Genomic DNA, 13,887 nt, shown 5'->3' on the forward strand with positions numbered 1-13,887 from the left:
TGGTGATCGTGAGCTTCGGCGGCGGCAGGAGCGGATGCTCACCGACTTGGCCGACACCCGCAGCATGCTGGAGGCGCTGAGCCAGCGCATGGAGCAGAACGCCAAGGCGTCCCTTGAGGCGCGGGCATCGGCTCTCCCGGTCCCAGTGGTCGCCGCCGAGCCGGTGGCCCAGCCGGCTGTGGTCGAGGACCCGTACGGGTCGGAAGCGTCGGCGGTGCAGTCCAAGGCCGTCGAACCTGACGTGGTGAAGGAAGCCCAGGTGGATCCGCTCGAAGAAGTCCGCACTACCCACGGCCGAGCCGGCGCCACCGGGGAGAACGCGCCTCCCGAGTTTCCCGTCGAGAAGCCTGGCCACGAGAGCTCCACAGCGGGCCAGGAGGATGACACGGCACACCTCGGGCGGCTGCTGTCCGCCGCGGCCATCGCCTCCGCGCAGCTGATCTGCCACCGTGAGACGTGGGACTTCATCACCGAGCAGACCAGTGGCCGTCCCCACTTCCGCCTACCGGAGCAGGTGAGCGATGCGGACGACGGGCGCATCGAGACATCACTGTCGGGCAGGTCCCTGCTCGCCCTGCTCACCACTATGTGGCAGGTGATCCGCGACCACGAGACGAGCGCCGCGACCGGAAGGGATCAGGATCTGGCGACGTGGGCCCTGGCCGCGGCCGTGTACCGCAGGACCGCCCTAGCGGTGGATCAGGTGACCCACGAGGATAAGAAGGAGAACGGTCCCGCCGTCATCGTCCTCGACGACCGCAGCAAACGTACGGCCGCCACTTCCTGATCGGCCCCCTGCGGGGAACCGGATCCTGAAGCTGGTTGCTAAAGGGACTTCGGAAACGAGTCAGGGGCCCGACCCGCTCTCGCGGATCAGGCCCCTGACCTGGTGTTTCAGCTGTCGGGGTGGCGGGATTTGAACCCACGACCTCTTCGTCCCGAATGAGGTTCGGGCAAGATCGGCACCTGGTCGCCTTGCTAACCGTGCAGGTCAGGGGCAAGTTTTGGGTTGGTGTGGCAAGGGCTCGGTCGGCCTACGGAGGAAGATCATCTCCCAGAATTCTCCCAAGTCCTGGTGCTGTGACCGCCTCGCGAAGCGGCGCCGCTCCCGCCGGCCGCTTCGCAGAGGCGAGTTTGCACGCTGCTTAGAGGGACTCGGGTACTCCTGCAGGGTGGCATCGACGGGCTTTGCGTCCTGACCCGCACGGGCAGGGCGTGTTCTTGCCAACGCTGCGGCCCGGCCCGACTGGCCTTTGCTTCGGAATCGTGCGCCCAGACACCCGCTGCTTCCCGAGGTCTCGCCACAGTGACAGCACAGCAGGGACGTCATTGCCCTTGTCCAGGAGCCATTGTGCTGCTGCTTTGCCGGATGCGTCAGGGAAGGTCGCTGCGGCTTCAGTAAGCCCGCCGTGCTCCAGGAACTGCCGAGCGATAAGCCCGTACGAGTCGCGTTCGTCGAAGCGCCGCATCCCCTGGACCCGAAAGATGTCGGGCGCGAAGCCGGCGCCGATCATGACGGCGGCGCCAGCTACCACCGCGCCTGGGTCACCGGTCGGCTCGTCCGGGGTGCTCATCGCGTTGAACCGGTCGATGAGCACCTTCTCTGCGGCCGGGATTTCGATGGGCAGTTCTGCCGCCAGGAGATCCTCGTACCGCTCCTTGACCTCCTCGGGGCCGCTGTAGGCGAAGGAGTCGATCACCTTGTCGTGGAAGAAGTGCAGGACGAAGAGATCGTCCTGCAGCGAGGAACGGAACGCCTCAACCGACTTGGTGCGGCTGTATCCGACAACCTGAACGGTTTCCTCGCGACGTGTACCGCGGCGCTTGTCATCCCCCAGCCGTGCGCCTTGCGACGACAGGAATGGGCACACCTGCGCAGAGTAGACAGCGCAGATCTCGTGTACGGGTGCCTCTGCGAGCCCAACTTCTTCGGGAAGAGGTGTGTCGCCGAAGTGGGGGAGCACTTGCCATCGTGCTTCGTCTCCGAAGGGAAGCCCGCAGACAGCACACCAGTCGAAGGTGGCCAGTACGAGCTTTCGCCGTTCATCGATCGCTCCGAAGTTTGCCCCCTCTGCGTCACGCCCAACCGTTGCGATCACGGGGTAACCCCTGGACTCGCGTTCGAGGTGGCCTAGACGTTGCGGTGGTATCACCTCTTGCGGCCTCAAGGCCACCTCCAAGCGTCGTACGGTCGAACCAGGTTAGCGGTGAGGAGCAGGTCACCTACCGAAAACCGGTCAGGCCGGACGGCAGGTCTTCCATCACTCTCGGCCGCTTAGTGTGAGTAAGCTGTGGAAGCCAGGTCCGGACTCTCGGTAGCACCGGGGGAACCAGCCGAGCGCACTAGTCTTCGCCGTCCGGAGGCGCGTCAGCAGCGTGCCCACCAGCGGAACTCCACTCCCTTCCACGCACGGCCCCCGTGCGCCCAACGTTCGGAGTCCTCCGCATGTCTGCTCAGCCGACCCTGGCCGCGCTCCGCGGCTTCCACTGCGAGCACACCCCTAGCAAGAGCCGCATCCTCGCTCTCGTCCACCACCGAGAGGGCCCTGCCTCACTGCAGGCCGTTCTCACTTGCCGGCACCCCGAACTCGCGCAGCAAGCAGTGGGCATCCTCCAGCAGGCCATCGGTTCTTCCGCCGGCGCTTGGAAGCCCGAGCCGCTGGAGAAAATTTGCGCCCAGCTGCCGGATGCTCCGGCTTCCTCCCTCCGCAGTGCCGCACGGCACGCGCTCGCGGGCGTCTGGCCCATGCCTCCCGGCAGCTTCCTGAAGTGGGAGCAGATCGCCGATGGCGTTGACGATGACTCGGACGAGGACGACGCCGACGCGGTCACGCGCGCCGTGCGTACCCCGAACGACGCACGGCTCGCTGATCTGGCTGGTCCGGTCATTCGGGTAGAGGTACTCCGAGAGTTCCACGTGCATGACCAGCAGTCCGTGTTGAAGGCGGCCAGAAGCGCGGGCTGGGAGCCCCAGCCGAACGACGACCCCGAGGGCGACGACCCGCAGGACGTCGTCGGGGCCGTCATGTGGCTTGGGGAGTCCGACAGCGAGATCGAGGGTGCGGACACGGTCACGGATACCTCTCAGGGCCTGCGGCTGCGCACCGAGAACGGGCATGAGGTCGCCGACTGGAGCGAGGAAGCGGTGGTCGCCGACTTCGGTGCGGGCTGGCGGTACACAGCGGCTGTCCGCCGAGGTGAGCCGACGACGCCGTCTACCAGGGAGCAGAGCCCGGACTTCGCGGCGCTGTTCGCGACGGAGGCGCCGCACTGCGACGACCCAGAGTGCGAAGTCGAGCGGTGCCAGTGGCAACTTACCCCCCGAACCGCCGACATCCTCTACACGGAACTGTGCGTGCTCGCCGATCAGGCGTACGACGACAGCGAGGAACTTGGTGACAGGCCCGTGGTGCCAGACGAGCACGACGGCCACTGGGGAGTGTTCGCCTATCTCCCGAAGCTGACCTTCGCGGCCGACCTCCAGTGGCGCCGCCAGTTCGCCCGGGCCGCCGACGACCTCGCCGGTGACCTCGAACGCGGGCAGTGGCCGGAGCCCACCTGCACGGCCGAGGAACTCGCCCTTCACCTCGCCATCCGCGACGCGGGAGACCGCGGGGACGAAGACGATGCCACTGGTGACCACGGGAGACTGCCCACCCACCGTGACGACTACGACTTCGACATGTGCTCCGAAGTGTTCTTCCAGGACACTGACGTGCTGATGCTCTACAACTCTCGCTTCGACGGGATCGAGGACCCCGACGGCGAGACGAACCAGCACATGGGCATCGGCGATCTCCGTGCGGCAGCTTGGTTCGAGCCGTTCCTGAACGTCCAAGCGCGAGATCCCCACCGCGGGTTCCGCCGCTGACTGCCAGGCGGCGTCGCGGAGGATCCGGACCGCGATGGTTCAGGAAGTCAGGCCCTCGCGGCGGACCCTGAGGGAGTACGTGGTGCCCTCGGGTCCGCTGCAGCGGCTTCACCCGACCGAGGTGGCCACCGCCTGGCCCTTCCGCTCTCGCAACTGCGCGGCGCACACGCCGAGACTCTCGGTGATCGCCTCCACGATCCACCATCCTCGCTCGTTGTGTTCACGACTCTGCTGCGATGAGGCCAGGCGTGGTGTGACACAGCACCTGTACGGCTAGCGGGTGCTGTGTCAGCGGTGTCGCAAACGCGGTAGCTATCCAGGGAAGCCGAGGTCCTTGAGATAGGCGAGCCGCGCGTTTATGGCCGCAGAGAAGTGGCGCCAGTCGAGCTTGTCGACGGGCTCATGTGGCTTCGGGTCGGCGGCCGAAGAGGTGATGTAGCACGCGGCGTTGTAGAGCCGCTCGGACAGGAGTCTCTGGCAGAAGACACCGAAGCGCTCTTGGTAGGACATCCCATGCCAGATGTCCTCCACGGGCAAGGCGCCCTTGGCCGGCTTGACCGGCCTACGAGAGCCCGCCTCGTCCTGCATGATGAAGAAGTATCCGAGCCATGGTTCCTCTCCTGGGTACAGCTCAGCCAAGGCTGCATGGCGCAAGTCAATCGCGCTGCCGAGCGCTTCCTCGACTCGGTTGTTGTAGTTGTTGCCGAAGGACGGGCCGCCGAGGGCCTTCAACTCGAAGGCGGCCACGAGGGTGTTCCTGTGGACGACGACCAGGTCCCATTGCTTCTGAGGCCGGTAGTAGCCGGGCAGTTCGAGCCCCTGTGACTTGGTGACACGGATGCTCTCTGGCGGGTACCCAGCTTCGAGGAAGAACTTCGACAGCAGGATGGCGATGGCGTCGAAGTGCTTGCCGCCACGTACGGAACCTGCTGTGCCTGCTCCCACAGCGGCCTTAATCGCCGACTGCTCTCTCTGAAGTTCCTTAGCGCCCCAGTACGCCGCGATGGCGTCTTCGAAGTCTTGGCGGGTGACCGTCAAGATCCGTTCCTCCTAGTCAGGCAGCTCGGCGAGCCCGTAGACACGCAAAGCGGCCTCGGTGGCAGCCTCTACATCCCGGTTGTCGAAGGCTTCGGCGAGAGCGGTCTGGTCGCTCTCACTAATCGCCGCCGGGTCTGGGACGCGGATCTTCCGGAGGTACTGCGCCTGGAAGCGGAGAGTGCCCCCTCGCATCTTGACCGCGTACGCCTCCACGAATGCCTCCGCGACCTTGGACAGCAGTAGGCCACCGAGTACGCGCATGTCCCAGACGTCCGAGACGATGAAGTACAGGTTGTGGTGAGGGTACAGGCGACCTTGATCGAGGACAGGGTGGATCCGCAGCTTCATGTCCGGAAACAGCAGCTTCTGGCGATGGGTGAGCTGGTGGTCGACCTTGTCGATGGTCTTGTACCAGCGCTGAGGCTGTTTGACCGCGACGTAGCGCTTGCGCAGGGCTTCGCCGTGCTTCTCGAAGTAGGAGGCGAGACGCGGATACGCGTCGAGGTCGACCAGGTCGCCGCTCTCCGTCCAGGGATTCACCAGGTGGGTGCCGTCCCAGGTGATCGTGCCGCTGGCGGTGTCGCGGACCATGGCCATGGGGAGCAAACGGTCTTCCTCGACCAGGTCCTTGTCCTTGGTGAGGAAGACCTTGTCTGCGCCGGTGGCGATGCCGATCCCGACCTTCGTTCCGGTCTCGGTGTCCTCCAGGAGCCGGAAGCGTTCGGTTAGGTCCTCAAGGACGGCGAGCCTCGCTGGCGAAGCGGCCGGCCACGAATCCTCCTCCGGGAACCAGTGAGGCATGCGAGCGGCTTGGTAGGAAGCCGTGGCGACCGTCAGCGGCTTCCCCTCCAGGTACCAATTGGTGAAGTCCCGCGCTTGTTCCGCTCCGAAGGACCGGTTCGTGTCCGCGGCAACCGCTGAGCCCTGGGGCCTGTTCGAGATGAGGGTGATCGCGGGGTAGGCCGAAACTTGATCGTCGAAGGCGTCGACATCGTGCATCACGAGGGCGAGGTCCATGCTGAAGTGCTTGGTCACCAGCTGCCTCAGCCGCCGTCCGTACTGGTTCCGCATCCATCGGTCGGCGCAGATGAAGCCGAGCTGGCCGTCTGGGTTGAGGCTACGCAAGGCCACCTCGTAGAAGCCGATGTAGACGTCGGCCCGGCCACCCATCGTGGAGCAGGCCCGGCGGTACGCGGCCATCCGGTCGTCGGGAACGTCTTCGAGCCGGATGTACGGAGGGTTACCGACGACGTAGTCGGCGCGATGCTCGGCGTCCGATTGCAGCAGGTAGTCGCCCTGCGTCACCCAGGCTGTGGCGACCTTCCTCGCGTCCTTTGGCTCCCAGCCTTCTTCTTGCAGCGTTTCTGCGATCAGCGTTCGGCTCTGTTCGACGTTGCGGTCCAGCAGGTCGAAGGCGCGGACGGCGTCGATCGCATCTGTGATGGAGCGCTGGTGCGTGTGGCATGACGCGCTGATTCGGGAGGCGACGACGGTCAAGAATGCACCGCCGCCGCAGGCCGGTTCCACGAGCCTCAGATCGCAGAGGTCCTTGTCTGCGGTGTAACCGAGAAGGTCCAGGATGAGCTCGACCACCCAGGCACGCGTGAACACCTCACCGTGCTCCACGGCCTCCTGCAGAGACTCGGGAAGGGAGAGGTCGTCGGTGCTGATCAGCGCGATAGTTGCCACGCAAGGACAGTACCGCCGAACCTTCCTGAAGCCTGACTTCTATCCACAGAGCGTAGTCAGTCAATAACAGGATTGCGAGATACGGTCGGCGGCGTCGGGCGGGTGGGCGCGATTGCCTCGCCGAGCGCGCTGAGGTGCACGGCGAAGTCCTCCGTCAGGCTTTCCAGGACGGCTTTGCCCTTGCCCGCAGAGGCAAGCGAAGGGAAGCCGATCACCCCGGTCTCTGTGTAGTTGCTGGTCCCGTGCACGAGGAGGAAGGGACGCGCTGCGCCGTGGTCCGCGTTGCCGTATCCCTCGCGGACGAGCTCGGGAGCGGCGTGGAGCAGGATCGACGTCTCGATCTCGCCGGCGTGCATGTCCGCGTGCCTGTCCGATTCCAGGCCGCCATACTCGCGGGCACGGTCCCAGTCTGGGCCGAGGGGGAAGAGGGAGACCGCCGGGCCGTCGACGTTGGCCTCCTGCACCACGTTCGACAGGACGTAGTTCCCACCGTGGCCGTTGACGATCACCAGCTTGTGGATGCCCGAGCGGGCGAGGGAGGCGCGGATGTCGTCGATCACGGCGTACAGGGTTCTGGCGCTGATGCTGACCGTGCCGGGGAACGCCGCGTGCTCGTGGCTGCACGAGATGGTGATGGGCGGGAGGAGATGCACGGGGTAGGCGTCGGCGATCTCCTGGGCGACGATGCACGCGATTGCCGTGTCGGTGATCAATGGGAGGTACTTGCCGTGCTGCTCGAAGGAGCCGACTGGGAGCACGGCGACGCGGGGCTGCAGCTCCTGGACATCGGTGCTCGTGGCGGTCGGCAGCAAGTTCACGGCTCTCCTTCGGTCGACTAGGGGGTGACCTGCTTCGTCAGGTCTAACTCCCTGTTGAGTTCCGAAACTTCCACCAGTTTGCGCCAGCGCGCAAGACGCGGTTGAAGCCGGTACAACTCGTCGAGGATCCGTGTGGAGCCCGTCCGGTGGGCGATGCCGAGGGCTTGTTCTGCCGGCCTGGTGCGCGCCTTCCACGTCCTCCAGGATCGCGTTGGCCGTGGCGAGCCGGGCGAGACACAGCCCTCGGTCCCGCTCCTGCACGGCTGGCCTGGCGCTCGACACTCCACCTGATCTTTGAGGACGCGATCGACGAGGGTTTGATCACGTCCAACCCGGCCGCCAGGCGGCGCGGGCTCGGTAAACGAGCCGGCCGCTCCCGCAACCGCGGGCCTGAGAAGGTCGTCACCGACGCGTTCGGCATCCTGCTGACCGCCGAGCGGGCCTCCCTGCTGTCCGGCCGCGACGACGAGTTCGTCGCCGTGGTCCTCAAGGGCTACACGGGCAAGCGCTGGGGCGAAGTCGTCGGCTTGGAGACGGAGTTCGTCCGGCCTGGCGCGTTTCGCGTCGAGTGGCAGCTGTACGAGCTGGACACCGGCGAGCTGGTGCGCTGCCCGCCCAAGGACGACAGTTACCGGACCATCGACGCGATGGACTGGCTGTCGGCCCTGGTCTTCGACCACATTGCGCGCACGAAGCCGACCCCCTGCCCTTGCCACGGGCGGACATACGTCTTCCGAGGCCAGGGGGCAGCGCGGAGCGGGGGCCACCAGGGCGCCAAGCTCGTCGACGTCGCGCGGCTGGCTGGGGTCTCGACGGGGACGGTGTCCAACGTCCTCAACCACCCCGACCGCGTCGCAGAAGCCACGCGGATGCGGGTTGAGAAGGCGATCGCCGATCTCGGGTTCGTGCGGGGCGGCGCGGTCTCGGGGCAGGCGGCCCACTGGCGCAGGAACGGTTTTGCGACCTGCTGTTCACCCCAGCAGCTTCCGGCTGGTACCCGAAGAAGGCCCCGCAGGAGGCCAGGCCCGTGCCCATCCTCGGCGAGCCGTGGCCCGGCGTCCCCGCCCGAGGGCGGGGCGCCACCGATCGCGCCGATGCCTGCTGGCTCCCGGTCGCCAAGGGCCTCACACCTCACGGCCTCCGTCACACCCACCGGACGATGATGGAGGACCTGGGCACGGAGAAGGTGCTCATGGACGAGCGCATGGGCCACCTCGACGGCTCGGTCTCTGCGCGCTACGCCCACGTCACCCGCGGCATGCGCCGACGTCTCATGGTCGGCCTGACCCAGCAGTGGGAGGCGGCCCTCGACGCCCGCCTGGCCCTGTGCCCGACGTCACCAGTGCGCGCCCTCAACGACCTTCTGCGCGCACGGCGCGGTCGCTCTCCGATAGCTCCACGGTGCCCCGCAACACTGTTGCGGGGCACCGCTGTCTTCCCGCGAGGGCGGCGATGCTGCTCATCCTGGCCCCGGCGCCAACGGCTACCGAGGAGCTGTACGCGACTCTCGGTCGGGGCTCGTTCGCTCAGCACGGATCAGATGCGATCTTGACCGATCATCCTTCCACCGCCCCTGCCACGCAGGACTTCTCCGCCGCTGGTAATGCAACATTAGAGCGATTATCAGGGCAAACCGGAGTAAATTGGGCACAGGCGACGCGGTAGCACTGTCGACAGATATGTATGGGCCCATATCCGACACGCGAGGAGGCTCCTCGTGACGACCTTGACTGTCCCTGACGGGTACACCAAGACCGCGTGGGAGAAGATCGTCCGCCGCGGGCGGAAGCTGATGAAGGAGAAGTCCGGGATCCAGTGGGCTCTCGGAGATCTCGTCATTGAGGCGCTTGATGGGCACAGCCGTGGACACGGCGAGGTGAACCAGGTGATCAAGATCCTGGCGCACCAAATCGGCGCCAATCCGGAGACGCTGCGCCACTACTACTGGGTCGCAGGGCAGTGGCCGAAGGCGAAGCGTCGGAAGGATGTGAGCTTCACGGTGCACGAAACTTTGGCCTACGTTCCGAGCCGGTACGTCTTGATCCGCAAAGACCCATATGACCCGTTTACCAAGGAACACCGCTGGACGGTGAACGAGGCTCAGAAGGTCGCGAACCGCGCCGTCGGGACGCCGACTAACCAGGCAGAGCGTCTCGCTCACACTCGGCGCCTGCTCCACACGGATGAAGACGCAGCCAAGGCGGTCACCGAGATGCTCGGGCGCCCGGACGTCCGGGCTCGACTCGCATCCGACCAGCACGCCCGGCACCTGATGCGCCAGGCACAGTACGAGCACTGGCGCGAAGTCGACGAGGCAGCGGAAGCCGAAGCCGAGCTGGCCTCGGCGGACGATGCCGAAGAGGTAGAGGAGGAGTTCGAAGAAGAAGCCGCTCCCCTCGGCGTTCAATACAGCGAGGCACCGATGGAGATCCTGCGGTTGATCGGGGCGTTCGCCTCCTTCTCCGTCTCGCTCCAGCGGATCATCCCCGAGGTCCACACCCAGGACTACACCGAGGAAACGAAGCAGGCGGTCCTCGACAACGTGCACAAGGCGCGCATGCTGCTCGACTGGTGCGAGACCGCCATCATGACCGGAAAGACTGACCCGGACAAGGCGCTCGCGCGCCTGATGAAGGACGAAGAAGGCGAGTAAGCATGACGACAACGCGCCGCCAAGCGGCGCACGACAGTGGAGAGGACATCTGGAGTCGGGTGGCAAAGGCCGGAGAGGACGGCCTCCCTCCGGAGCGGGCCATCGGCCGGAACACCAGGGGCCAGTTCGAGCGAGGCAAGAGCTGGATCCGAGACGTGAAGTGCGGAGCTGAAAGGAAGAGCTTCGTCAGGTACCGCGGCCACTACGCGGTCACCCTTGACCCCGACAAGTGCACGGCCTACGCGGCCGAGCGCCTGCAGTCCCTGTACAAGCAGGCCGTGCGCATCTACAAGTCCTCGCTGAAGGAGCTGCCACCCGAATCACAAGAACTCCTCACGGTGACACTGCTGACCAAACAGTTGCAGTCCATCTTCGACGCGATGGATATCCTCAAGGCCGCCGGCTTCTCCCCAGAGACTGCGGCGGCGAAGGCCGCGGCAACAACCCCCGCGAAGAGGTCTCCGGCAACGTCCAGGAGCCGGAAGACCTGACCGCACAATCAACCGCGGGACGAGGTGGGCCCACATCCAGGGTGGACCCACCCCGCCAGTTCGACGATCGCTTTGCCTAGGCCCGTCAGCAAGTTACGCCGGTCCATTTGAGTGCTGGAGTCCGTTGGCGACGCGGGCAGCCGGGTCCGACCACCGGCCTCGGCCGCGAAATTAGCCGCCGAAAGCCGCCTGGAACGCACTCTGGCCCGCCTGCACGAGCATGGCCAGCCCGGGAGTCGCCGTCCCGATGTCCGTGAGTGCTGTCTGCAGCCGTTCGTACGCGGCGCGGACCCTGCCCGGTTCGGGCTGGTCGGCGCTAGCTGCCTCCTCCAGCACCTCGGCGTCCAAGATGATCTGGCTCTGCTGGTCGTCAGCAGCGCCCAGGGTCGGCGCGAACTGCCTGACCATCTGGGCGAACTCCGCGAGCTTGGAGGCGTCCAGGCCGACGTGGTTGTTCTGGAGGACGTGCTGCTGAGAGCCGGCGACGAAGCCCTGCGAGTTGGTGATGTTGTAGGTGTCGCCGCCGTTCGGCCGACGGCTCAGGTAGTCGTTCACGCTTCCTCCGGCGAGTACGCAACGTGTGCCGTTTGCGGTGATCCGAACTGTGGCACCGTTGTCCGTGGAATGGATCTGCACGAGGCCGTTGTCGGCCAGGTAATCCAGGGCGCTGAGGACCTCGTCCTCGGCCAGAAGATCCCCGGCGAAGCTGCACTGGGGATCGTTCGCGTACGACAGGACCGCGACGGCGGCGTCCCTGCCGCCGGTACGCAGTACCCACTGCAGTAGCACCTCGCAGGCGTGCCGGAAACGAGCGACTGCGTCAGTCCGCAGGTCCAGCAGCCGCTTGGCCTCCAGCACACCGTCGTCCGAGGGATACACCTCCGAGTCGGTGCTGTCGAAGGTCTCTACGACCTGTACGAGCCCGAGCCTCTTCAGCCGGAGCGCCATCTCTGCGGCCTCGGTCGTCGGGATCCCTTCGGATTCGAGGAAGTCGGCTACGTCGACGAAGTGGCCAGGGCTGCGGCGGGAGGCGTCGTACAGCCAGATCAGGAGCCGGGAGAGGTACGGGTCGCTCTCGATCCCGCTCGCGCTGGACAGTGCCAGTGTCCCGAGGCTCGGCCCCTCGACCTCGACGGGAACGCGCACGGGATGCTTGCGGTTCGCTCGCTCGAACTCCTTGGCGATCTCCCGCTGCATCTTCTCGATGGCGCGCCTGTTGATCTTGAATCCTGCCAACCCGGACCTCCTGGGGTCACTGATCCCACAAGGGTAGACGGCACCACTGACACCGTTGGTTTCGCAAACGCGTACGCACCCTGGATCGGGCCTTACCCGCCTGACGCGGCATAGTGCACTCTCCGTCGGGAGACCCCGACCAAGATCTTCTCCCAGATTTCTCCCAAACGATCTTTGGGAACGAATCAGGGGCCTGATCCACAGAGTGGATCAGGCCCCTGACCTGGTGTTTCAGCTGTCGGGGTGGCGGGATTTGAACCCACGACCTCTTCGTCCCGAACGAAGCGCGCTGCCAAGCTGCGCTACACCCCGATGTCGCTGCTCTGTACTTCACGTCGCGGCGACATCGATTACTTTAGCCCACCGGCGCCCGGAGACGAAATCCGGTTTCCGCGGTCCAGCGCCGCAGGTCGGGCGCGGTCCAGGCCGATGATCATGAGGCCGGGCGCCGCTGAAGACGATCGCGACCGCCCCCCCCTCAGCCCCGCGCCGTCAGCGTCAGCAAGGTCGCCTCCGGTGGGCAGGCGAAGCGGACCGGGGTGAATCGGTTGGTGCCGCAGCCCGCCGAGACGTGGAGGTAGGACGTCCGGCCCTCCGCCGTGTGGGTGGACAGGCCCTTGACCCGGTCCGTGTCCAGGTCGCAGTTGGTCACGAGGGCGCCGTAGACGGGGACGCACAGCTGGCCGCCGTGCGTGTGGCCCGCCAGGATCAGCTCGTACCCGTCCGCCGTGAAGGAGTCGAGCGTGCGCAGATACGGGGCGTGGACCACGCCCATCGAGAAGTCGGCCGAGGCGTCGGGGCCGCCGGCCACGTTCGCGTAGCGGTCGCGCTTGATGTGCGGGTCGTCGAGGCCGGTGAAGGCGAGCTCCAGGTCGGGGAGCTTGAGCCGGCCGCGGGTGTTCGTCAGGTTCACCCAGCCCGCCGCGTCGAACGCGTCGCGCATGCCCTCCCACGGGTTGTGGATCGCGCCGACCGCCGGCGCGTTGCCGTTCAGGCCGTGGCGGCCCTGGGCCTTCTCCAGCAGATAGCGGGCGGGGTTGCGCAGCCGCGGGCCGTAGTAGTCGTTGGAGCCGAAGACGTACACGCCCGGGAACTCCATCAGCGGGCCGAGCGCGTCCACGACCTCCGGCACCGCGTCCGTGTCGGAGAGGTTGTCGCCGGTGTTGACGACGAAGTCCGGGCGCAGGCCCGCCAGCGACTGCAACCACGCCCGCTTCTTGCGCTGACCGCAGACCATGTGGATGTCGGAGACCTGAAGGACCCGCAGATCGCGCATGCCGCGCGGGAGGACGGGGACCGTCACCCGTCGGAGCCGGAACGAGCGGGCCTCGAAGCCCGCCGCGTAGACGAGTCCGGCCGCAGCCGTCGCCGTGAGACCTGCCGTGATCTTCAGGGGGATCCCGTACCGTGCGCGCATTTACCCATCGTCGCAGACGGAGCCGGTTCCGTGGCCGTGCGGGCGGCCACCCGGGGGCGGTCCCGTCGCACGAGCGTTAATGCGCGGGCGGGCAGCGCGTCCCACCTGACACACTTGGCCCCATGACCACGCTCAAGGCCAAGCTGCAGGACGACCTCAACGCCGCCATCAAGGAGCGCGACGAGCTCCGCTCCTCGACGCTGCGGCTCACCCTCGCCGCGATCACGAAGGAGGAGGTCGCGGGCAAGACCAAGCGCGAACTCTCCGACGACGAGGTGCAGAAGGTGATCGCCAAGGAGGCGAAGAAGCGCCGTGAGGCCGCGGAGGCCTTCGCCCAGGGCGGTCGCGCCGAGTCGGCCGAGCGGGAGAAGGCGGAGGGCGTCATCCTCGACGCGTACCTGCCGCAGCAGCTCAGCGACGAGGAGCTGGAGCAGATCGTCGCCGCGGCCGTCGCCGAGGCCACGGGTGCGGGCGCCGAGGGGCCGCGCGCGATGGGCGCCGTCATGAAGATCGTGAACCCGAAGGTCGCCGGGCGCGCCGAGGGCGGGCGGGTCGCCGCGACCGTCAAGAAGCTCCTCGCGGGCTGACGCCCCGGCCGTTTCGCCGGACGTACGTGTGAGGGGCGCCCCCCGGACCGGGGGGCGCCCCTCACACGTGTCGTACGCCGTCGTCGT

General features: G+C 66.7%; 11 protein-coding genes, 1 tRNA gene and 1 pseudogene. 6 read left to right on the plus strand and 7 right to left on the minus strand.

Features of this window, described 5'->3' with window-relative positions:
- Positions 1–46 precede the first annotated feature (46 nt).
- Positions 47–787: a hypothetical protein gene (locus tag ACWDX6_RS08830; RefSeq protein WP_451484236.1), complete on the plus strand. Its 741-nt coding sequence runs from the start codon at positions 47–49 to the stop codon at positions 785–787.
- Between the two features lie 358 nt (positions 788–1,145).
- On the opposite strand, the gene ACWDX6_RS08835 is transcribed toward ACWDX6_RS08830, so the two are convergent.
- The gene (locus ACWDX6_RS08835) at positions 1,146–2,099 is read right to left on the minus strand and encodes an SEC-C metal-binding domain-containing protein (protein ID WP_451484237.1); all 954 of its coding nucleotides are present in this window, start codon (positions 2,097–2,099) and stop codon (positions 1,146–1,148) included.
- A 347-nt stretch (positions 2,100–2,446) separates the two neighbouring features.
- Between ACWDX6_RS08835 and ACWDX6_RS08840 the strand changes: the two genes are divergently transcribed.
- Positions 2,447–3,871 carry a hypothetical protein gene (locus ACWDX6_RS08840; protein WP_451484238.1) on the plus strand — a complete coding sequence of 475 codons (1,425 nt, stop codon included), beginning with the start codon at positions 2,447–2,449 and terminating at the stop codon, positions 3,869–3,871.
- Between the two features lie 312 nt (positions 3,872–4,183).
- Here the strand turns inward: ACWDX6_RS08840 and ACWDX6_RS08845 are convergent, their stop codons facing one another.
- The 3 genes from ACWDX6_RS08845 to ACWDX6_RS08855 are packed head-to-tail and all read right to left on the minus strand — an operon-like array spanning position 4,184 to position 7,410.
- The gene (locus tag ACWDX6_RS08845) at positions 4,184–4,909 is read right to left on the minus strand and encodes a PaeR7I family type II restriction endonuclease (RefSeq protein ID WP_416506923.1); all 726 of its coding nucleotides are present in this window, start codon (positions 4,907–4,909) and stop codon (positions 4,184–4,186) included.
- A 12-nt stretch (positions 4,910–4,921) separates the two neighbouring features.
- Positions 4,922–6,598, minus strand: a complete 1,677-nt coding sequence (locus ACWDX6_RS08850; RefSeq protein ID WP_416506922.1) for an Eco57I restriction-modification methylase domain-containing protein — start codon at positions 6,596–6,598, stop codon at positions 4,922–4,924.
- Positions 6,599–6,654: 56 nt separating this feature from the next.
- Entirely contained in the window at positions 6,655–7,410 is a 756-nt protein-coding gene (locus ACWDX6_RS08855; RefSeq protein WP_451484239.1) for a creatininase family protein, read from the minus strand.
- Between the two features lie 272 nt (positions 7,411–7,682).
- Between ACWDX6_RS08855 and ACWDX6_RS08860 the strand changes: the two are divergent.
- From ACWDX6_RS08860 to ACWDX6_RS08870, 3 genes and pseudogenes are all read left to right on the plus strand, one after another.
- Positions 7,683–8,968: pseudogene (locus tag ACWDX6_RS08860) on the plus strand (LacI family DNA-binding transcriptional regulator); the annotation flags it as partial.
- Positions 8,969–9,133: 165 nt separating this feature from the next.
- A complete protein-coding gene (locus ACWDX6_RS08865; protein WP_451484240.1) occupies positions 9,134–10,069 on the plus strand; it encodes a DUF6192 family protein in 936 nt (311 codons plus the stop codon).
- Positions 10,070–10,071: 2 nt separating this feature from the next.
- Complete coding sequence (locus ACWDX6_RS08870) at positions 10,072–10,560, plus strand: hypothetical protein (protein WP_451484241.1); 489 nt, start codon at positions 10,072–10,074, stop codon at positions 10,558–10,560.
- A gap of 171 nt (positions 10,561–10,731) precedes the next feature.
- Here the strand turns inward: ACWDX6_RS08870 and ACWDX6_RS08875 are convergent, their stop codons facing one another.
- From ACWDX6_RS08875 to ACWDX6_RS08885, 3 genes are all read right to left on the minus strand, one after another.
- Positions 10,732–11,796, minus strand: coding sequence for a hypothetical protein (locus ACWDX6_RS08875; RefSeq protein WP_451484242.1), 1,065 nt, complete (start codon positions 11,794–11,796; stop codon positions 10,732–10,734).
- 238 nt (positions 11,797–12,034) lie between these two features.
- Positions 12,035–12,108 (minus strand) — tRNA-Pro (locus ACWDX6_RS08880).
- A 166-nt stretch (positions 12,109–12,274) separates the two neighbouring features.
- Positions 12,275–13,213, minus strand: a complete 939-nt coding sequence (locus ACWDX6_RS08885) for a metallophosphoesterase (RefSeq protein WP_451484243.1) — start codon at positions 13,211–13,213, stop codon at positions 12,275–12,277.
- 122 nt (positions 13,214–13,335) lie between these two features.
- Here ACWDX6_RS08885 and ACWDX6_RS08890 point away from each other — a divergent pair, with 122 nt between their 5' ends.
- Entirely contained in the window at positions 13,336–13,800 is a 465-nt protein-coding gene (locus tag ACWDX6_RS08890; protein WP_451484244.1) for a GatB/YqeY domain-containing protein, read from the plus strand.
- The last annotated feature ends 87 nt before the right edge of the window (positions 13,801–13,887 follow it).

The organism is Streptomyces sp. NPDC003027 (genome assembly GCF_053591435.1).

Excerpts from the sequence above, each read along its gene's own strand:
- ACWDX6_RS08890 (WP_451484244.1), top strand. The coding sequence starts at position 13,336 with ATGACCACGCTCAAGGCCAAGCTGCAGGACGACCTCAACGCCGCCATC.
- ACWDX6_RS08885 (WP_451484243.1), bottom strand. The coding sequence starts at position 13,213 with ATGCGCGCACGGTACGGGATCCCCCTGAAGATCACGGCAGGTCTCACG.
- ACWDX6_RS08840 (WP_451484238.1), top strand. The coding sequence starts at position 2,447 with ATGTCTGCTCAGCCGACCCTGGCCGCGCTCCGCGGCTTCCACTGCGAG.
- ACWDX6_RS08870 (WP_451484241.1), top strand. The coding sequence starts at position 10,072 with ATGACGACAACGCGCCGCCAAGCGGCGCACGACAGTGGAGAGGACATC.